This window comes from Streptomyces sp. NPDC058052 (assembly GCF_042885515.1).
Classification (GTDB): Bacteria; Actinomycetota; Actinomycetes; order Streptomycetales; family Streptomycetaceae; genus Streptomyces.
Genome location: NZ_JBHVRX010000005.1, coordinates 313,672 through 331,626, shown reverse-complemented (window position 1 = coordinate 331,626; position 17,955 = coordinate 313,672). Strand labels below are relative to the sequence as shown.

At 72.6% G+C, this 17,955-nt stretch carries 17 protein-coding genes; 9 read left to right on the top strand and 8 right to left on the bottom strand.

Annotated features, from left to right (window positions below; translation table 11 throughout):
- Window positions 1-17: 17 nt before the first annotated feature.
- The 4 genes from ACFVU3_RS10360 (at window position 18) to ACFVU3_RS10345 (ending at window position 2,032) form a co-directional block, all read left to right on the top strand.
- Window positions 18-437, top strand: coding sequence for a nuclear transport factor 2 family protein (locus tag ACFVU3_RS10360; protein WP_390065471.1), 420 nt, complete (start codon window positions 18-20; stop codon window positions 435-437).
- Window positions 438-548: 111 nt separating this feature from the next.
- On the top strand, window positions 549-908 hold the full coding sequence (folB, locus tag ACFVU3_RS10355; RefSeq protein WP_352058171.1) for a dihydroneopterin aldolase: 360 nt from the start codon (window positions 549-551) through the stop codon (window positions 906-908).
- Window positions 905-1,504 carry a 2-amino-4-hydroxy-6-hydroxymethyldihydropteridine diphosphokinase gene (gene folK / locus ACFVU3_RS10350; protein ID WP_390065363.1) on the top strand — a complete coding sequence of 200 codons (600 nt, stop codon included), beginning with the start codon at window positions 905-907 and terminating at the stop codon, window positions 1,502-1,504. Before folB ends, folK begins: the two co-directional genes overlap by 4 nt.
- A gap of 48 nt (window positions 1,505-1,552) precedes the next feature.
- Window positions 1,553-2,032, top strand: a complete 480-nt coding sequence (locus ACFVU3_RS10345) for a DUF3180 domain-containing protein (RefSeq protein WP_390065361.1) — start codon at window positions 1,553-1,555, stop codon at window positions 2,030-2,032.
- An 18-nt stretch (window positions 2,033-2,050) separates the two neighbouring features.
- On the opposite strand, the gene folE is transcribed toward ACFVU3_RS10345, so the two are convergent.
- The 6 genes from folE to dacB form a co-directional block, all read right to left on the bottom strand.
- Complete coding sequence (gene folE, locus ACFVU3_RS10340) at window positions 2,051-2,656, bottom strand: GTP cyclohydrolase I FolE (RefSeq protein WP_319009021.1); 606 nt, start codon at window positions 2,654-2,656, stop codon at window positions 2,051-2,053.
- 100 nt (window positions 2,657-2,756) lie between these two features.
- Window positions 2,757-4,784: an ATP-dependent zinc metalloprotease FtsH gene (gene ftsH / locus ACFVU3_RS10335; RefSeq protein WP_390065359.1), complete on the bottom strand. Its 2,028-nt coding sequence runs from the start codon at window positions 4,782-4,784 to the stop codon at window positions 2,757-2,759.
- 192 nt (window positions 4,785-4,976) lie between these two features.
- A complete protein-coding gene (hpt, locus tag ACFVU3_RS10330; RefSeq protein ID WP_067161225.1) occupies window positions 4,977-5,516 on the bottom strand; it encodes a hypoxanthine phosphoribosyltransferase in 540 nt (179 codons plus the stop codon).
- A 41-nt stretch (window positions 5,517-5,557) separates the two neighbouring features.
- The gene (gene tilS, locus ACFVU3_RS10325; protein ID WP_390065358.1) at window positions 5,558-6,574 is read right to left on the bottom strand and encodes a tRNA lysidine(34) synthetase TilS; all 1,017 of its coding nucleotides are present in this window, start codon (window positions 6,572-6,574) and stop codon (window positions 5,558-5,560) included.
- A 239-nt stretch (window positions 6,575-6,813) separates the two neighbouring features.
- Window positions 6,814-7,953 (bottom strand): zinc-dependent metalloprotease, encoded by a 1,140-nt coding sequence (locus tag ACFVU3_RS10320; RefSeq protein WP_390065357.1) that lies wholly within the window; start codon window positions 7,951-7,953, stop codon window positions 6,814-6,816.
- A gap of 58 nt (window positions 7,954-8,011) precedes the next feature.
- Window positions 8,012-9,418 carry a D-alanyl-D-alanine carboxypeptidase/D-alanyl-D-alanine-endopeptidase gene (gene dacB / locus ACFVU3_RS10315; RefSeq protein WP_390065356.1) on the bottom strand — a complete coding sequence of 469 codons (1,407 nt, stop codon included), beginning with the start codon at window positions 9,416-9,418 and terminating at the stop codon, window positions 8,012-8,014.
- A gap of 102 nt (window positions 9,419-9,520) precedes the next feature.
- Here dacB and ACFVU3_RS10310 point away from each other — a divergent pair, with 102 nt between their 5' ends.
- Both ACFVU3_RS10310 and ACFVU3_RS10305 read left to right on the top strand, forming a co-directional pair.
- On the top strand, window positions 9,521-10,012 hold the full coding sequence (locus ACFVU3_RS10310; RefSeq protein ID WP_030495855.1) for an inorganic diphosphatase: 492 nt from the start codon (window positions 9,521-9,523) through the stop codon (window positions 10,010-10,012).
- 125 nt (window positions 10,013-10,137) lie between these two features.
- Complete coding sequence (locus ACFVU3_RS10305) at window positions 10,138-11,787, top strand: threonine/serine exporter ThrE family protein (protein ID WP_390065354.1); 1,650 nt, start codon at window positions 10,138-10,140, stop codon at window positions 11,785-11,787.
- 101 nt (window positions 11,788-11,888) lie between these two features.
- Here the strand turns inward: ACFVU3_RS10305 and ACFVU3_RS10300 are convergent, their stop codons facing one another.
- Window positions 11,889-13,178: a DedA family protein gene (locus ACFVU3_RS10300; RefSeq protein WP_390065352.1), complete on the bottom strand. Its 1,290-nt coding sequence runs from the start codon at window positions 13,176-13,178 to the stop codon at window positions 11,889-11,891.
- 167 nt (window positions 13,179-13,345) lie between these two features.
- Here ACFVU3_RS10300 and ACFVU3_RS10295 point away from each other — a divergent pair, with 167 nt between their 5' ends.
- The 3 genes from ACFVU3_RS10295 to ACFVU3_RS10285 all read left to right on the top strand — a co-directional run bounded on the left by ACFVU3_RS10295 (window position 13,346) and on the right by ACFVU3_RS10285 (window position 16,587).
- Window positions 13,346-13,714: a YbjQ family protein gene (locus ACFVU3_RS10295; RefSeq protein ID WP_390065350.1), complete on the top strand. Its 369-nt coding sequence runs from the start codon at window positions 13,346-13,348 to the stop codon at window positions 13,712-13,714.
- A 151-nt stretch (window positions 13,715-13,865) separates the two neighbouring features.
- Window positions 13,866-15,143 (top strand): ion channel protein, encoded by a 1,278-nt coding sequence (locus ACFVU3_RS10290; protein WP_390065348.1) that lies wholly within the window; start codon window positions 13,866-13,868, stop codon window positions 15,141-15,143.
- A gap of 22 nt (window positions 15,144-15,165) precedes the next feature.
- Window positions 15,166-16,587, top strand: a complete 1,422-nt coding sequence (locus ACFVU3_RS10285) for a glutamate decarboxylase (RefSeq protein ID WP_390065347.1) — start codon at window positions 15,166-15,168, stop codon at window positions 16,585-16,587.
- A gap of 17 nt (window positions 16,588-16,604) precedes the next feature.
- Here the strand turns inward: ACFVU3_RS10285 and ACFVU3_RS10280 are convergent, their stop codons facing one another.
- A complete protein-coding gene (locus ACFVU3_RS10280) occupies window positions 16,605-17,831 on the bottom strand; it encodes a WD40/YVTN/BNR-like repeat-containing protein (RefSeq protein WP_390065345.1) in 1,227 nt (408 codons plus the stop codon).
- Window positions 17,832-17,955 lie beyond the last annotated feature (124 nt).

Genomic DNA, 17,955 nt, shown 5'->3' with positions numbered 1-17,955 from the left:
CCGCCTTCTACGAGGCGATGGAGGAAGGCGACTTCGACCGGCTCGAAGACCTCTGGCTCGACGACGGCGCCACCGAGATCTCCTGCGTCCACCCCGGCTGGCCCGTCCTCACCGGCCGCGGCGAGGTGCTCCGCTCGTACGCGCTGATCATGGCGCACACCGACTACATCCAGTTCTTCCTCACCGACGTCCGGACCGCCCTCGCCGGCGACACCGCCCTCGTCACCTGCACCGAGAACATCCTCAGCGGCGGCCCCGCCGAGGACGGCGCCGAGCTCGGCCCCCTCGTGGGACAGCTCGTCGTCGCCACCAACGCCTTCCGCCGGACCCCCGAGGGCTGGCGGATCTGGTCCCACCACGCCTCCCCCGTCCTCGCCGGACCCGACGACGACACACCCCCCGCGGCCCCCGACGACACCGCCGGACCCTCCGCCTGACGGCCCCGACAGCAAGCGCTGTCGGTGCCCGCAGGTAGATTCGATGGAGGACACCCGGCCGTCCGCACCCGGCTGCGTGCCCCCGCAACTACGACAGCAGGAGTGATTCGCGTGGATCGTGTCGCGCTGCGCGGCCTCAAGGCCCGAGGTCACCACGGCGTCTTCCCCAAGGAGCGCGAGGAGGGGCAGACCTTCATCGTGGACCTGGTCCTCGGCCTCGACACCCGCCCGGCGGCCGCCGACGACGACCTCACCAAGACCGTCCACTACGGCATCGTCGCCGAGGAGGTCGTCGACGTCGTCCAGGGCGAGCCCGTCGATCTGATCGAGACCCTCGCCGAGCGCATCGCCCAACAGTGCCTCAGCCACGCCGGCGTCCAGGAGGTGGAGGTGGTCGTCCACAAGCCGGACGCCCCCATCACCGTCCCCTTCGACGACGTCACCGTCACGATCACCCGGAGCCGTCGATGAAACCGAACCAGAGCGACCCCACCGTCCAGCCCGTACCGGCCTCGGTCGTCGCCGCCGTCGACGCCGCGGACAGCACGCTCTCCAACCCGCACTGGGCCGTCGTCGCGCTCGGCGCCAACCTCGGCAACCGCCTGGAGAACCTCCAGGGAGCCGTCGACGCCCTCGGAGACACCCCCGGCCTCCGCGTGAAGGCCGTCTCCCCCGTGTACGAGACCGAGCCCTGGGGCGTCGAACCCGGCAGCCAGCCCTCGTACCTCAACGCCGTCGCCCTCGTGAAGACGACCCTCCCGCCCTCCTCCCTCCTGGAGCGCGCCCAGGCCGTCGAGGAGGCGTTCCTCCGCGTCCGGGACGAGCGCTGGGGCGCCCGCACGCTGGACGTCGACATCATCAGCTACGCGGACACGGTCTCCGACGACCCCGTCCTCACCCTCCCCCACCCCCGTGCCCACCAGCGCGCCTTCGTGCTCGCCCCCTGGCACGACGTGGACCCCGACGCCCAGCTCCCCGGCCACGGCCCGGTGGCCGCCCTCCTGGCCGCTGCCGACCGCACCGGCGTGACGCCCCGGACCGACCTGGAACTCCGTCTCCCCGAGTAGTCGTTACGCTACGTGGCAGACCACCCGCGACCACGTGAAGGACACCCGGTGAAACAACTGCGGCTCAAGGTGCTCGCCGGACTCTTCCTGGTCGCGGGCATCCTCTCCTGGGGCGGCGCCCGCCTCTGGGACTCCGTCGGCACGCTCCCCAGCGTGCCGCTCGCCGCGCCCATCGTCCTCGCCGTGATCGCGGTGGTCCTCACCGCCACCGCCCTCTCGATCCGGGCCCGTCTCAAGGCCCAGCGGGAGCGCCGCCCCGGAGCCAAGGGCGTCGAACCCCTGATGGCGGCCCGCGCGGTCGTCTTCGGCCAGGCCAGCGCCCTGGTCGCCGCCCTCGTCGCCGGTCTCTACGGCGGCGTGGGCGTCTTCCTCCTCGGCTCCCTCGACGTCCCCGCCCGCCGCGACCAGGCCCTCTACGCCGCCGCCTCCGTCGTCGCCGGCTTCGCCGTCATCGCCGCCGCCCTCTTCCTGGAGCGCGTCTGCAAGCTCCCCGAGGACGACGAAGGCCCGGGCGGCGCCCGGGCCTGACATCACCGCCGGAGCGCGTCAGCGCGCCATGATGAGGCTCATCGCCTCGGCGCGGGTCGCGGGGTCGCGCAGCTGGCCCCGGACCGCCGAGGTGATGGTCTTCGCGCCCGGCTTGCGGATGCCGCGCATCGACATGCACATGTGCTCGCACTCGAAGACCACGATGACGCCGCGCGGCTCCAGGATCTCCATGAGCGAGTCCGCCACCTGCGTGGTGAGACGTTCCTGCACCTGGGGGCGGCGGGCGTAGACGTCGACCAGCCGGGCGAGCTTCGACAGGCCCGTGATCTTGCCCGTGGTGGACGGGATGTACCCCACGTGGGCCACCCCGCGGAACGGGACGAGATGGTGCTCACAGGTCGAGTACACCTCGATGTCCTTGACCAGCACCATCTCGTCGTGGCCCAGGTCGAACGTGGTCGTCAGCACGTCCTCGGGCCGCTGCCACAGTCCGGCGAAGATCTCCTTGTACGCCCTCGCCACGCGCGCGGGCGTCTCCCTGAGGCCCTCGCGGTCCGGGTCCTCGCCGACCGCGATGAGGAGCTCTCGTACGGCGTTCTCGGCGCGCTTCTCGTCGAACTCGCCGATCGTGCCCTCGCCGTCCAGCGTCACCGGGTCGGTCATCTGTGCCTCGTTCCGTCTGGTCTGACATGGCGCGAAAAAGGCCGCGCCCCCACAGGCTAGAACCTGTGGGGGCGCGGCTTCCATTCCGGGGGGCCGGGGCTCAGGGCTCCGGGGTGTCCTCGGGGGCGATGTCGATGCCCTTGGTGGTGTCCACCGGGGCCGTGCCGTTCGCCGACGTGCCGTTCGCGCTGTTCGTCAGGGCCAGCTCCTTGGGGGAGAGGACCGGCGGACGCGTGGACGGGGTGCGGCGGGACGAGCCGGTCCAGGCCGGACGGGCCGGGCGCTTGACGATCGGCGCGAAGATCTCGGCGATCTCCTCCTTGCCCAGGGTCTCCTTCTCCAGGAGGGCCAGGACCAGGTTGTCGAGGACGTCGCGGTTCTCGACCAGGATCTCCCACGCCTCGTTGTGCGCGGTCTCGATGAGCTTCTTGACCTCTTCGTCGACGAGCGCGGCGACCTCTTCCGAGTAGTCGCGCTGGTGCGACATCTCTCGGCCGAGGAAGGGCTCGGTGTTGTCGCCGCCGAACTTGATGGCGCCGAGCCGCTCGGTCATGCCGTACTGGGTGACCATCGCGCGGGCGGTGGCCGTGGCCTTCTCGATGTCGTTCGCGGCACCCGTGGTCGGGTCGTGGAAGACGAGCTCCTCCGCCGCACGGCCGCCCAGCATGTACGCGAGCTGGTCGAGCATCTCGTTGCGGGTGGTGGAGTACTTGTCCTCGTCCGGGAGGACCATCGTGTAGCCCAGGGCGCGGCCGCGGGACAGGATGGTGATCTTGTGGACGGGGTCGGCGTTCGGGGAGGCCGCCGCGACGAGGGCGTGGCCGCCCTCGTGGTACGCGGTGATCTTCTTCTCCTTGTCCGACATGATCCGGGTCCGCTTCTGCGGGCCCGCGACCACGCGGTCGATCGCCTCGTCCAGCATGTGGTTGTCGATCAGCTTCTTGTCCGAGCGGGCGGTCAGGAGCGCCGCCTCGTTGAGGACGTTGGAGAGATCGGCACCGGTGAAGCCGGGGGTGCGGCGGGCGACGGCGGCGAGGTCGACGTCGGGCGCGACCGGCTTGCCCTTCTGGTGGACCTTGAGGATCTCCAGACGGCCCTGCATGTCGGGGCGGTCGACGGCGATCTGCCGGTCGAAGCGGCCCGGGCGCAGGAGGGCGGGGTCGAGGATGTCGGGGCGGTTGGTGGCGGCGATCAGGATGACGCCGCCCTTCACGTCGAAGCCGTCCATCTCGACGAGCAGCTGGTTGAGGGTCTGCTCGCGCTCGTCGTGGCCGCCGCCGAGGCCGGCGCCGCGGTGGCGGCCGACCGCGTCGATCTCGTCGACGAAGACGATGGCCGGGGCGTTCGCCTTGGCCTGCTCGAAGAGGTCGCGGACCCGGCTGGCGCCGACACCGACGAACATCTCGACGAAGTCGGAGCCGGAGATCGAGTAGAAGGGCACCCCGGCCTCGCCGGCGACGGCGCGCGCGAGGAGCGTCTTGCCGGTTCCGGGCGGGCCGTAGAGCAGGACGCCCTTGGGGATCTTGGCGCCGACGGCCTGGAACTTCGCGGGCTCCTGGAGGAATTCCTTGATCTCGTGGAGTTCCTCGACGGCCTCGTCGGAGCCGGCGACGTCGGCGAAGGTCGTCTTCGGGGTGTCCTTGGTGATGAGCTTCGCCTTGGACTTGCCGAACTGCATGACGCGGGAGCCGCCGCCCTGCATCTGGTTCATCAGGAACAGGAAGACGACAACGATGAGGACGAAGGGGAGGAGCGAGAGCAGGATCGAGACGAAGGGCGACTGCTTCGTCGGGGAGACGGTGTAGCCCTTCTCGATCTGCCCGGCCTCGAACTTCTCCTGGAGCTTGTCGGCCAGGTCGGCGCCCTGGGTGCCGATGTAGCTGGCCTGGATCTTGCTGCTGTTGTCGATCTTCTGGCCGTCGACGAGCTCGGCCTTGATGATCTGTTCGTCACCGGTGGTGAGCTTGACCTGCTTGACCTGGTTCTTGTCGATCGCCTGGACGACCTGGCCGGTGTCCACCGTCTTGTAGCCCTCGGACGAGCCGACGACCTGCATCAGCACGACCACGGCGAGGACGGCCAGCACGATCCACATGACCGGCCCACGGAAGTATCGCTTCACGTCCATCCATACGGAGCGAGAACGCCCCGTCCCTCCTGCCCGTAGGTAAATGCCTCTGTTGTGAGAAAAGCTGTGCGAGAAACGCGGTGTGAGAAAAGCTGTTCTTCGGACGGTACCTCAGCATCGTCGCCCGCGACCGCCTTCCCGTGGTTCAACGGGGGGAAGGCGGTGCGGGTTCCCCGTGTCCGGGGTGCCTGCTCAGCCGCCGTAGACGTGCGGGGCGAGCGTGCCGACGAACGGAAGGTTCCGGTACTTCTCGGCGTAGTCGAGGCCGTAGCCGACGACGAACTCGTTGGGGATGTCGAAGCCGATCCACTTGACGTCGATGGCGACCTTGGCGGCGTCCGGCTTGCGCAGCAGGGTGCAGACCTCCAGGGAGGCCGGCTCGCGCGAGCCGAGGTTCGACAGGAGCCAGGACAGCGTCAGGCCGGAGTCGATGATGTCCTCGACGATCAGGACGTGCTTGCCCTTGATGTCGGTGTCGAGGTCCTTGAGGATGCGGACGACGCCCGAGGACTGGGTGCCGGCGCCGTAGGAGGAGACGGCCATCCAGTCCATGGTGACGGGGGTGGACAGGGCGCGTGCCAGGTCCGCCATCACCATCACGGCGCCCTTGAGGACTCCGACGATGAGCAGGTCCTTGCCCGCGTATTCCGCGTCGATCTTCGCGGCCAGCTCGGCCAGCTTGGCGTCGATCTCTTCCTTGGTGATGAGCACCGACTGGAGGTCGGTGCCCATGTCCTTCTCGTTCACCCGGGTCACTTTCGTTGCAGCGTGCGTCAGCCTTGCCGGATGACCAGTCTGCCACCCTGGCGGCGGGCTTCGACGCGGCCGGGCAGGTTGATGGCGCCCTGGCCGCGCCAGCCGGTGATGAGCCGGTCGAGTTCTTCGATGTGCCGGGCGAAGAGGGAGCCGGCGGGGGCGCCCTCGGCGATCACGGCGCGGCGCAGGACGCGGCGGCGTACGGCGGGGGGCAGTCCGTGGAGCTTGGCGCATTCGAGGGCGCCGGCCTCGTCGCGTACGGAGGTCTCGGCGTCGGCGGCCCAGGTGTCGAGGGCGTCGGCGTCGTCGCGGGAGAGCTGGGCCGTTCGGGCGAGGGCTTCGACGACGCCCTTGCCGAGGGCCTTCTCCAGGGCCGGGAGTCCTTCGTGGCGCAGGCGCGAGCGGGTGTAGGCGGGGTCGCTGTTGTGCGGGTCGTCCCAGACGGCCAGTTCCTGGGCGATGCACGCCTTGCGGACGGTCTGGCGGTCGAGCTGGAGGAAGGGGCGGCGGTAGCGCCCGCGGGCGCCGGAGACGGCGGCCATGCCGGAGAGGGAGCGGATCCCGGAGCCGCGGGCGAGGCCGAGGAGGACGGTCTCGGCCTGGTCGTCGCGGGTGTGGCCGAGGAGGATCGTGGTGGCGCCGTGGCGCTCGGCGGCGGCGTCGAGGGCCGCGTAGCGGGCGTCGCGGGCGGCGGCTTCGGGTCCTCCTTCGCGTCCGACGGTGACGGAGACGGCTTCGACGGGGCCGAGGCCGAGGGCGGTCATACGCCCGGCGACCTCGTCGGCGCGGCCGGTGGAGCCGTCCTGGAGGCCGTGGTCGACGGTGATGCCTCCGGCGCGGACGGGGAGTTTGCGCGCCTCGAAGGCGAGTGCGGAGGCGAGCGCCATGGAGTCGGCTCCGCCGGAGCAGGCGACGAGCACGAGGGGGTGCGTGTCGCGGGGTGCGGCGGGGTCGGTGGGGTGCTCGGTGAGGACGTCGTGGAGTACGCGGCGGACCGCCAGGCGTATCGCCGCGACCGCAGGATGGGGACCCATGGTTCGGTGCCCTTCGTGAATGGGGTGGGGTGCCTCGGTCGGAGTCTTAACGGTCGGAATGGGGTGTTCGGTCACTCAGAGTGCGTCGATGGTGACAGAAACGTGGCCCTTACCCGAGCATTGCACGCCTCACCCCACGCCCAGGGTCCCTCGGATGGGTGATTGGTGGGGTGTTCGCCGGTGTCGTCGTGTCGTCCGGCGCTTCCGCCCCAGGGGTCTGCCGTACGGTTCACCCTTCCTCAGGAGTCGGCCTTGCGGTGCACGCGGGCGATCCAGTCGGCGGGGGCGGCGATCTCGCTCTTGGTGGGGAGGGTGTTGGGGGAGGTCCAGACGCGGTTGAAGCCGTCCATGCCGACCTGGTCGACGACGGCGCGGACGAAGCGTTCGCCGTCGCGGTACTGGCGGAGCTTGGCGTCGAGGCCGAGGAGCTTGCGGAGGGCGAGGTCGAGGCGGGAGGCGCCGCGGGCGCGGCGCTGCTGGAACTTCTCGCGGATCTCGGCGACCGAGGGGACGACCTGGGGGCCGACGCCGTCCATGACGTAGTCGGCGTGGCCTTCGAGGAGGGACATGACGGCGGTGAGGCGGCCGAGGATCTCGCGCTGTTCGGGGGTCTGGACGAGTTCGACGAGGGACGGGGAGGGGTCGCTCTCCTCGGCTTCGGGGCGGCCGCCGGCGAGGGTCTGGGCGGCTTCGCGGAGGCGTTCGACGAAGGTGCCGGGGTCGACCTCGGTGGCGGCGAGGAATGACTGGATCTCGCCCTGGAGGTGGTCGCGGAGCCAGGGGACGGCGGTGAACTGGGTGCGGTGGGTCTCCTCGTGGAGGCAGACCCAGAGCCGGAAGTCGTGGGGGGAGACGGCCAGTTCGCGTTCGACGTGGACGATGTTGGGGGCGACGAGGAGGAGCCTGCCGCCGCCTCCGGGGGCGCCGGGGAGGTCGCGGGTGACGGGGGCGAAGGTCTCGTACTGGCCGAGGATGCGGGAGGCCAGGAAGGAGAGCAGCATGCCGAGCTCGACGCCGGTGACCTTGCCGCCGACGGCGCCGAGGACGGTGCCGCCGGGGGTGGTGGTGCGGCGTTCCTGCATCTTGCCGAGGAGCGGGGTGAGGAGTTCGCGGAAGCCGGCGACGTTGGCCTTGATCCAGCCGGTGCGGTCGACGACGAGGACGGGCGTGTCGTGGGCCTCGGCGCCCTCGGGGAGCATCCGGGTGTAGGCGCGGACGTGTTCCTCGGCGGCCTTGGCGTGCCGGCGGAGTTCGGCGACGACGGCGCGGGCCTCGTCGCGTCCGACGTCGGGTCCGGGGCGGACCAGCCGGGTCGCGGTCGCGACCGCGAGGTTCCAGTCGACCATTCCGGACGTGCCTGCACCACCGATGCTCGTCATGCGTCAACGGTACGGGTTCGGGGCCGGATCGGGTCCTCTCCGGGAAGTGGCGCAGCGATCACTTCTGGCCGGTGAGGGCCGCGGAGAGGCGGTCGAGGGCGGGCTGGGCGAGGTCCGGCGAGGGGGTGCGGCCGGCGAGGAAGGCGAAGGCGAGGAGGCGGCCGTCGGTGGTGACGACGGTGCCGGCGAGGGTGTTGACGCCGGTGAGGGTGCCGGTCTTGGCGCGGACGAGTCCGGCGCCGGCGGGGGCCTGGCCGTAGCGGCCGGCGAGGGTGCCGGTGAAGCCGCCGACGGGGAGGCCGGTGAGGAGGGGGCGGAGTTCGGGGCGGGCGGGGTCGGCGGCGCGGGCGAGGAGGCCGGTGAGGAGGGCGGCGGAGACGCGGTCGCGGCGGTCGAGGCCGCTGCCGTCGGCGAAGCGGGCGCCGGCGAGGGGGAGGCCGAGCGTGCCGAGTTCGTCGCGGACGGCCTTCTCGGCGCCGCGGAAGGAGGCGGGCTGCCGGTGGGCGAGGGCGGTCTGCCGGGCGAGGGCCTCGGCGAGGTCGTTGTCGCTGTGGGTGAGGGTGCGCTCGACGAGGTCGGTGAGGGGGGCGGAGTGGGTGCGGGCGAGGGGGGTGCCCTTCGGGGTGCGGCCGGGGGCGGGGTCGCCGGTGACCTTCACCCCGGCGTCGGCGAGGTGGCCGGCGAAGGCGGTGGCGGTGTCGAGGGCGGGGTCGCCGGAGCGGGGGGCGGGCCCGGAGGCGCTGTCGTCGAGGCGTCCTCCGCGGGTCATGAGGGCGGTGACGGGGGCGAGGTTCTCGTTGGGCCCGATGGGGTGGACGGCGGGGCCGGAGTAGAGGCCGGTGTCGTAGGCGAGGCGTACGGGGGCGCGGCCGCGCTTCGCGAGGGCGCGGGCGGTGTCGGCGGCGAGGGTCTTCAGCCGGGCCGGGTCGAGGGTGGGGTCGCCGCCTCCGGTGAGGGTGACCGTCCCGCCGTCGGGGGTGGCGGTGACCGTGGTGGCGATGCGGTGGTCGGGGCCGAGGGCGGAGAGGGCCGCGGCGGCGGTGGCGATCTTGACGGTGGAGGCCGGGGTCATCGGGGTGCCGGCGCCTTCCCCGTACAGCTGCTCTCCGGTGGCGGTGTCGACGACGGAGGCGGTGCGCGAGGTGCCGAGGCCCGGGTCGGCCAGGAGGGGAACGAGGGTGCGGGCGAGGTCGGCCGGGCGGGTTCCGGGGGCGGGGGCCGCGAGGGCGGTGAGGACTCCGGGGGCGCTGGGCGCGGGGGCGGGTTCGGCGCGGGGCGGGGCGGCGGGGGCGGCGGCCGGGGCGGGGTGACGCTCGCCACCTGTCGCGGGGGCGGCGGCGCGGGCCCGCTCGGCCGTACGCTGGCCTCCGTCCCATGGTCCGGCCGCGGTCGCCGCCGCGGCGGCGAGTGCCAGACCGAGCACGGCGGAGCCCGCCGTGAGCTGCCACACCCTCGGTTCCGGCATTGCTGACCAGCCCCTTTCGCGATCACGTACCTGCGTGAGAGACACTTAATCACCGCGCGTCGTCGCGAGCATTCACTTGTGTTGATTCAGGAGGAGCCACCCGTGGAGTTCGACGTTCTCATCGAGATCCCCAAGGGATCGCGGAACAAGTACGAGGTCGACCACGAGACCGGTCGTATCCGTCTGGACCGTCGCCTCTTCACGTCGACGGCGTACCCGACCGACTACGGCTACGTGGAGAACACCCTCGGCGAGGACGGCGACCCGCTGGACGCGCTGGTCATCCTCGACGAGCCCACCTTCCCGGGCTGCCTCATCAAGTGCCGCGCCATCGGCATGTTCCGCATGACGGACGAGGCCGGCGGCGACGACAAGCTGCTGTGCGTGCCGGCGACGGACCCGCGCATGGAGCACCTGCGCGACATCCACCACGTGCCGGAGTTCGACCGCCTGGAGATCCAGCACTTCTTCGAGGTCTACAAGGACCTGGAGCCCGGCAAGTCGGTCGAGGGTGCGGACTGGGTCGGCCGCGCCGAGGCCGAGGCCGAGATCGAGAAGTCGATCGCGCGCGCCAAGGAGCAGGGCGCTCACTGACGTCCGTGTGCGCGGGAGGCGGTGCGCCCTTCGGGGTGTGCCGCCTTTTGCGTATCCGCCTTTCGCACACGCGTCGGAGACTCATACTGGAATCCACGATTCCCTGGGTGTGAGGCGGAGAGCGAGTGGTGGCGGAGCCGGAGGGCCCCGAGGAGGCTCCGGAGGACCGGAAGCCCCTGTCGGACGAGGCGACCTCGGAGTTCGCCCTGCCGGAGGGGCTGGTGCCGGAGCCGCCGCCGGCCGAGCCGGAGGGATCGGCCTTCGTGGTGCCGGAGGGGCTCACGCCCGAGCCGCCGCCGGAGCCGGAGGGCTCGGCCTTCGCCACGCCGTCGACGTACTCGGCGAAGGACTCGCCGCCGGCCTTCACCCCGGCGTACGGGGTCCCCCTGGCGCGGCTGCCGCACAACGCGCCGTGGCAGGACCGGATGCGGACGATGCTGCGGCTTCCGGTGGGTGACCGGCCGGTGCCGGAGCGGGCGCCGAAGGACGAGTCGGGCCCTTCGGTGCCGCGCGTGCTCGACCTGACCCTCCGCATCGGCGAGCTGCTGCTCGCGGGCGGGGAGGGCGCCGAGGACGTCGAGGCGGCGATGTTCGCGATCTGCCGGTCGTACGGGCTGGACCGGTGCGAGCCGACGGTGACGTTCACGCTGCTGTCGATCACGTACCAGCCGTCGCTGGTGGACGATCCCGTGACGGCGAACCGGACGGTACGGCGCCGGGGCACCGACTACACCCGGCTGGCGGCCGTCTACCAGCTGCTCGCGGACATCAACGCGCCGGCGCACGAGGTGTCGCCGGAGGACGCGTACCGGCGGCTCGCGGAGATCCGGCGCAACCGGCATCCGTACCCGGGCTGGGTGCTGACGGCGGCGGCGGGCGTGCTCGCGGGCGCGGCGTCGACGCTGCTCGGCGGCGGGCCGTGGGTCTTCTTCGTGGCGGCGCTGGGCGCGGTGCTGGGCGACCGGCTGGCGTGGCTGTGCGCGGGGCGCGGGCTGCCGGAGTTCTACCAGTTTCTCGTGGCGGCGATGCCGCCGGCCGCGATGGGGGTGCTGCTGACGATGCTCCACGCGGATCTGCGGCCGTCCGCGGTGATCACGGGTGGCCTGTTCGCGCTGATCCCGGGGCGGGCGCTCGTGGCGGCGGTACAGGACGGTCTGACGGGCTTCTACATCACGGCCTCGGCCCGGTTGCTGGAGGTCGCCTACTTCTTCGTGGCGATCGTGGTGGGCGTGCTGTCGGTGCTGTACGTGGCGGTGCAGTTCGACGCCCAGCTCAATCCCGAGGGGGCGCTGAGCCCGGCCGAGCGGCCGGTGACGCAGATCCTGTCGTCGATGGTGCTGTGCGCGACCTTCGCCATCCTGTTGCAGCAGTCGCGGGCGACGGTCCTCTTCGCGACGCTCAACGGTGGCGTGGCCTGGGTGGTCTACGCGTCGATCGCGGTGACCGCGCAGGGGTCGGCGGTGATGGCGACGGCCGTGGCGGCCGGTCTGGTGGGTCTCTTCGGGCAGCTGATGGCCCGCTACCACCACACGTCGTCGCTGCCGTACGTGACGGCGGCGATCGGGCCGCTGCTGCCCGGTTCGGCGACGTACTTCGGCGTACTCGCGATCGCCCAGAACAACCTGGACCAGGGCTTCACGTCGCTGGCGAAGGCGGCGGCGCTGGCCCTGGCGATCGCGATCGGGGTGAACCTGGGAGGCGAGCTGGCGCGCCTCTTCATGCGGGCTCCGGGCGCGGCCGCGCGCAGCGCGGCGAAGCGGACCCGGGGGTTCTGAGCCGTCCGGCCTCACGAAGAAGCCCCGCTCCCGGCCGGAAGGGCGGGGGCGGGGCTTCTGCCGGTGTTCCGTGCGGCCCGGCGAGATCCGAAAGGGACGGCCTAGCGCCGGCCGTGCGGCCCGTCCCCGCCGTGCGGCGGCGGGTTCTGGCCGCCGTGGCCGCCGTGGCCGCCCTGGGCGTCGTAGCCGGGCTGACCGCCGTGGCCGGGCTGATTCTCGTAGCCGGGCTGGTTGCCGTAGTCGTAGCCGGCCTGACCGTTGTAGCCGCCCTGACCGGCGTAACCGGCCTGACCGGCGTAACCGGCCTGGTTGCCGTACCCGGCCTGACCGGCGTATCCGCCCTGACCGGCGTAGCCGCCCTGATCGCCGTAACCGGCCTGGTTGCCGTACCCGCCCTGGTTGCCGTACCCGCCCTGGCCGGCGTAGCCGCCCTGGGCCGCGTATCCGCCCTGGCCGCCGTACCCGGCCTGATCGCCGTATCCGCCCTGGTTGCCGTATCCGCCCTGATCGCCGTAACCGCCCTGGTTGCCGTGACCGGCGTAGCCGCCCTGGCCCGCGTAGCCGTCCTGGTGGCCGTAGCCGCCCTGGTCCGGCCGGCCGCCGTGGCCGTTCTGGCCGCCCTGGTCGCCGTAGCCGCCCTGGCCGGGCTGCTCGCCGTAGGCGGTCCGGCCGTGACCGGGCTGGGCGCCGTGGAAGCCCTGGTCTCCGGGGGTCGCCGGGTCGGCGGGAGCCGCCGGGTCCGCGGGGGCCGTGCCCTGGGCGGCGGCCTTCTTCGACTGGGAGCGGGCCTTGAGGTACTCGATCACGATCGGGACGACCGAGAGGAGGACGATGCCGATGAGGATCGCCTCGATGTGCCGGTGCACGAAGTCGATCTTGCCGAGGGAGGCGCCGAGCAGGGTCACGCCGGCGCCCCAGAGCACGCCGCCGATGATGTTGAAGGTGATGAACGAGCGGTAGTTCATCCGGCTGACGCCGGCGATGATCGGCGTGAACGTGCGGATGATCGGCACGAAGCGGGCCAGGACGAGGGACTTCGGGCCGTGCTTCTCGAAGAACTCGTGGGCCTTCTCGACGTTCTCCTGCTTGAACAGCTTGGAGTCGGGGCGCCGGAAGAGCGCCGGGCCGACCTTGCGGCCGAACAGGTAGCCCACCTGGTCGCCGATGATCGCCGCGGCGACGACCAGGGTGCAGACCATCCACAGCGGCTCGTCGAGCTTGCCGGTGGTGACGAGGAGACCCGTCGTGAAGAGCAGCGAGTCGCCGGGCAGGAAGAACCCGATGAGCAGGCCGGACTCGGCGAAGACGATGATCAGGACACCGATCAGGCCGAAGGTCTGGATCAGGTGGTCCGGATCCAGCCAGCTCGGTCCGAGGGCAAGCGTGTTCACGGTTCCGGGCTCCTGCGGGTGGTGGGGGGCATGTCGGGACGGGGACATGCGCACGGCGCGCCCCAAGCTATCAACGTGGCGGGGCGTGCCCCGGTTCCACCCGGGTGCCACGGGATTGCGGAGCGGCCCGGTCGCCCCGACCCTGGGTGATCAGGAGGTGAGTGCCGATGGGCATCGAAGAGTACGGAGGCGGTCAGGGACCGCACCCGGACGTGCTGGTCGTGACGACGAACGACATCCCCGGTTTCGAGGTACGCCAGGTGATCGGCGAGGTCTTCGGGTTGACGGTCCGCTCGCGGCATCTGGGCAGCCAGATCGGCGCCGGTCTGAAGTCGATGATCGGCGGTGAGCTGAAGGGGCTGACCAAGACCCTGGTGGAGACCCGGAACCAGGCGATGGAACGCCTGGTGGAGCAGGCCAGGGCGCGCGGCGCGAACGCCGTCCTGATGTTCCGCTTCGACGTGACGGAGGCCGCCGATGTCGGCACCGAGGTCTGCGCGTACGGGACGGCCGTGGTGATCGCGCCACGCGCCTGAGCCGTGGACGACGGCCGCGGCCCGTGAGCGGCGGCCGTCGTCGCGCCCGCGCGCCGGCGCCGGCCTCGGTCCTGACGCGGCGTGAGGAGCAAGCCCGCGAGCCCCGGTCTTTCGAGGTGTTATGCGGCATTTGCTCACTTATGGTGGGTCGGTGTCCACCGATCATGACGCGACCGCCCCCGCCGAAGCCCCGGTACGGCTTCTTCTGCCGCAGGTCCTGCCCGCCCTCGTGGTGGGCGTCGGGTCGGCCCTGCTGTTCCTCGGCATCAGCGAGCTCGCCGAGGAGCTCCAGTCGGTCCTCTGGGAGACCCTGCCGGACGCGCTGGACATCGGCCCGTACTCCTCGCTCTGGATGATCGCGGTGCTCACCGCCACCGGTGTCGCCGCCGGCCTGGTCGTGTGGAAGGTGCCCGGGCACGCCGGGCCCGACCCGGCCTCCGAGGGGCTCGGCGGGCCGCCGGTGGCGCCCGGCGTGGTGCCGGGTCTGCTGCTGGCCAGCACCCTCGCCCTCGCGGGCGGCGTCAGCCTCGGCCCCGAACAGCCGACGATCGCCGCCGCCATCGCGCTCGCCGCCTGGCTGGGCCTGCGGGCCGCGCCGAACGTGCCGGGCGCCTTCTGGGTCTCCCTCGCCGTCGCCGGCACCTTCGGCGCCCTCTTCGGCACCCCGGTCGCCGCCGCCCTCGTCCTCTCGGAGGCGCTCGCCGGGAAGCCCGGCAGGGGCTCCCTGTGGGACCGGCTCTTCGCGCCGCTGGTCGCCGCCGGCGCCGGGGCGACGACCACCCAGCTCCTCTCCGACCCCAGCTTCGCCATGGGCCTCCCCCCGCTGACCGACCCCGGCTGGGAGGACCTCCTCGCCGCGCTCGTCGTGGCCACCCTCGGCGCCGTCTTCGGCCTGCTCGGCTGCTACGCCTTCCCCGTCCTCCACCGGGCCTTCGGCAGGCTGCGGCATCCCCTGCTGATGCTGCCCGCCGGCGGCCTGGTCCTGGGCCTGCTGGGCGCCCTGGGCGGCCATCTGACGCTCTTCAAGGGCCTCCACGAGACCAAGGAGCTCGTCGCCTCCATCGGGGTGTACTCCTCCGGCGAGCTGGCCCGGCTGGCCGTCGTCAAACTCGCCGCCCTGCTGGTCGCCGCCGCCTGCGGCTTCCGCGGCGGCCGGGTCTTCCCGGCGGTCTTCATCGGCGCCGCCCTCGGCCTCGTCGCCCAGGCCCTCGTCCCGGAGATCCACCCGGCGGTCGCCGTCTCCTCCGCCGTCCTCGGCGTCCTCCTCGCGACCACCCGGCAGGGCTGGGTGAGCCTCTTCATCGCCGCCGTGATCGCCGCCTCCCCCGCCATGCTGTCGCTGCTCTGCCTGGCGACCCTCCCCGCCTGGCTGGTCGTCACCGGCCGGCCGCAGCTCGAACTCGACCACCAGGGCAACGCCCTCCGCTGACCGCCGCAGAAGGAGCCCCCCGATGGCCCCCCTCCACAAGGGAACCGACGACCCCGACTCCGCGCCCTACCGCCGGCTCGCCCTCAACCCCTTCTACGGCGAGGCCGACCCCGTCGGCGGGATGACGCAGGCCCCGCCGCGCCACCGGATGCCCGACGGGCCGCTGCCGCCGTCCAGCGCCTACCAGCTGGTCCACGACGAGCTGATGCTGGACGGGAACTCCCGGCTCAACCTCGCCACCTTCGTCACCACCTGGATGGAGCCCCAGGCCGGTGTCCTCATGGCCGAGTGCCGCGACAAGAACATGATCGACAAGGACGAGTACCCGCGCACCGCCGAACTCGAACGCCGCTGCGTCGCCATGCTCGCCGACCTCTGGCACGCCCCCGACCCGGCCGCCGCCGTCGGCTGCTCCACCACCGGCTCCAGTGAGGCGTGCATGCTCGCCGGCATGGCCCTCAAGCGCCGCTGGGCCAAGAAGAACGCCGACCGCTATCCGGCCACCGCCCGCCCCAATCTCGTGATGGGCGTCAACGTGCAGGTCTGCTGGGAGAAGTTCTGCACCTTCTGGGAGGTCGAGCCCCGCCTCGTCCCCATGGAGGGCGACCGCTACCACCTCGACGCCGCCTCCGCCGCCGCCCTGTGCGACGAGAACACCATCGGCGTCGTCGCCGTCCTCGGCTCCACCTTCGACGGCTCCTACGAGCCCGTCGCCGAGATCTGCGCCGCCCTCGACGACCTCCAGGCCCGCACCGGCCTCGACATCCCGGTCCACGTCGACGGCGCCTCCGGCGCCATGGTCGCGCCCTTCCTCGACGAGGACCTGGTGTGGGACTTCCGCCTCCCCCGCGTCTCCTCGATCAACACCTCCGGCCACAAGTACGGGCTCGTCTACCCGGGTGTCGGCTGGGCGCTGTGGCGCAGCGCCGAGGAGCTCCCCGAGGAGCTGGTCTTCCGGGTGAACTACCTCGGCGGCGACATGCCGACCTTCGCCCTCAACTTCTCCCGCCCCGGCGCCCAGGTCGTCGCCCAGTACTACACCTTCCTCCGGCTGGGCCGGGACGGATACCGGGCCGTCCAGCAGACCAGCCGGGACGTCGCCCGGGGGCTCGCCGAACGCATCGAGGCCATGGGCGACTTCCGTCTCCTGACCCGCGGCGACCAGCTGCCCGTCTTCGCCTTCACCACCGCGCCCGACGTCACCTCCTACGACGTCTTCGACGTCTCCCGCCGGCTCAGGGAGCACGGCTGGCTCGTCCCCGCCTACACGTTCCCCGCCCACCGCGAGGACCTCTCCGTGCTGCGGATCGTCTGCCGCAACGGCTTCTCCGCCGACCTCGCGGGCCTCCTCGTCGAGGACCTGAAGCGGCTGCTGCCCGAACTGCGCAGCCAGCCGCGCCCGTTCACCCACGACAAGGGCGCCGCGACCGCCTTCCACCACTAGGGCGTCCGCGCGCACCGCTAGGGCACGCCCACGGAGGCGTCGTCCCCGCACGCCAGCAGGAACTCCGCCCAGCGGACCCCGTCCCGCGTCACCTCGTACCGGCAGCGCGAGCCCTCCCGCAGCAGGCCGGCGCCGGTGCGGCGGACGTACGCGCTGCCGTCGTCCAGCTCCCGGAAGGTCCGGCCGCCGTCCGCGCTGCGGTACCCGGACGACTGGGCGGCGATCTCCACCCGTCCGCCGGGCCCCGGCACCGGCAGGCCCTCCAGCGAGCGCGGCTCGGCCACCGCGCCGGTGGTCCACGTCCGCTCCCAGGTCCGGCCGCCGTCGCGGGAGCGGTGCAGCGCCCGCAGCGGGTTCTTGACCGGCTCGCCGCCCTTCAGCTCGCCCATCTCCGCGGCGTACACGGCGTCCGGGCCGACCACGACCTGCGTGTACCCATGCGGGGCGGCGGCCGCGCTCGGCAGCCGGCTCACGGACCAGCTCCGGCCCGCGTCCCGGGAGACCGCGACCGCCGGCCGCCCCGTCCCCGGCTCGACGCCCGAGACCCACCAGGAGCCGTCCGGCTCCGCCACCGCCGCGGGCCGGGGGTGCGCGCCCAGCGCCGGCTGCGCCACCAGCCGCCGCCGCCGTCCGTCCCGCGGCGAGACGACCGCCAGCACCTCCCGGGCGCACGACTCGGGCGGGGCTCCCGGGTCCGTGGCGCACTCGGCGGTCAGCGCCCCGCCCGCGGGTATGTCCGGGGTCCGGCCGGCCGGGCGCGGATCCACTGCGCGCCAGCTCCGGCCGCCGTCGCCGCTGAACCAGCCGTGCGGCGGCTCGTCCCCGCCGCCGTCCTCGATCAGCGCGCGCCCCGGCCCCAGCACCCACAGCCGCGCCGACACCCCTTCGGCGCCGCGCAGTTCGGGCAGGGGCGAGACCCGCTGCTCCCAGCGGTCCGCCCCCCGGTCGAGCGCCGCGATCCGCTGCCGGCAGAAGCCGTTGGCCGGCTCGGCCGGGTCGTTCACGCACTCCGCGAGCAGCGCGAAGCCGCTGCCGTCGGCGGCGAAGCCGAGGTCCGCCGCCCAGCCGGGCAGTCCCGCGCCGTCCGGTATCTCCGGCGGGGCGCCGAACGCCCCGTCGCCGGCGGGCCGTTCACCGCCGCGTACCGGTTCCTGCCCTCCCGTGCAGGCGGCCAGGAGCCAGGCGAGCAGCAGGGCCACGAGCGCGCGCAGCGGAGCCGGCGCCCGGGAAACGGGAACGCGCATCGGACTTCCCCCTGTCCCTCGGGCGGTTCGCGGTGAACCGTCTGCTTCTGGTACACCGCTCACCGCCTCCGGGTTCCCACCCGGGAGGAAGATTCTTCGGGGGGATCCACCCCTGCGCCGCACA

What these genes read in the sequence shown, in the direction of transcription:
- ACFVU3_RS10295 (WP_390065350.1), top strand. Translation starts at nt 13,346, where the DNA reads ATGGGCATCGAAGAGTACGGAGGCGGTCAGGGACCGCACCCGGACGTG.
- ftsH (WP_390065359.1), bottom strand. Translation starts at nt 4,784, where the DNA reads ATGGACGTGAAGCGATACTTCCGTGGGCCGGTCATGTGGATCGTGCTG.
- tilS (WP_390065358.1), bottom strand. Translation starts at nt 6,574, where the DNA reads ATGGGTCCCCATCCTGCGGTCGCGGCGATACGCCTGGCGGTCCGCCGC.
- hpt (WP_067161225.1), bottom strand. Translation starts at nt 5,516, where the DNA reads ATGGGCACCGACCTCCAGTCGGTGCTCATCACCAAGGAAGAGATCGAC.
- ACFVU3_RS10320 (WP_390065357.1), bottom strand. Translation starts at nt 7,953, where the DNA reads ATGACGAGCATCGGTGGTGCAGGCACGTCCGGAATGGTCGACTGGAAC.
- dacB (WP_390065356.1), bottom strand. Translation starts at nt 9,418, where the DNA reads ATGCCGGAACCGAGGGTGTGGCAGCTCACGGCGGGCTCCGCCGTGCTC.
- folE (WP_319009021.1), bottom strand. Translation starts at nt 2,656, where the DNA reads ATGACCGACCCGGTGACGCTGGACGGCGAGGGCACGATCGGCGAGTTC.
- ACFVU3_RS10360 (WP_390065471.1), top strand. Translation starts at nt 18, where the DNA reads ATGGAGGAAGGCGACTTCGACCGGCTCGAAGACCTCTGGCTCGACGAC.
- ACFVU3_RS10280 (WP_390065345.1), bottom strand. Translation starts at nt 17,831, where the DNA reads ATGCGCGTTCCCGTTTCCCGGGCGCCGGCTCCGCTGCGCGCGCTCGTG.
- folK (WP_390065363.1), top strand. Translation starts at nt 905, where the DNA reads ATGAAACCGAACCAGAGCGACCCCACCGTCCAGCCCGTACCGGCCTCG.
- ACFVU3_RS10285 (WP_390065347.1), top strand. Translation starts at nt 15,166, where the DNA reads ATGGCCCCCCTCCACAAGGGAACCGACGACCCCGACTCCGCGCCCTAC.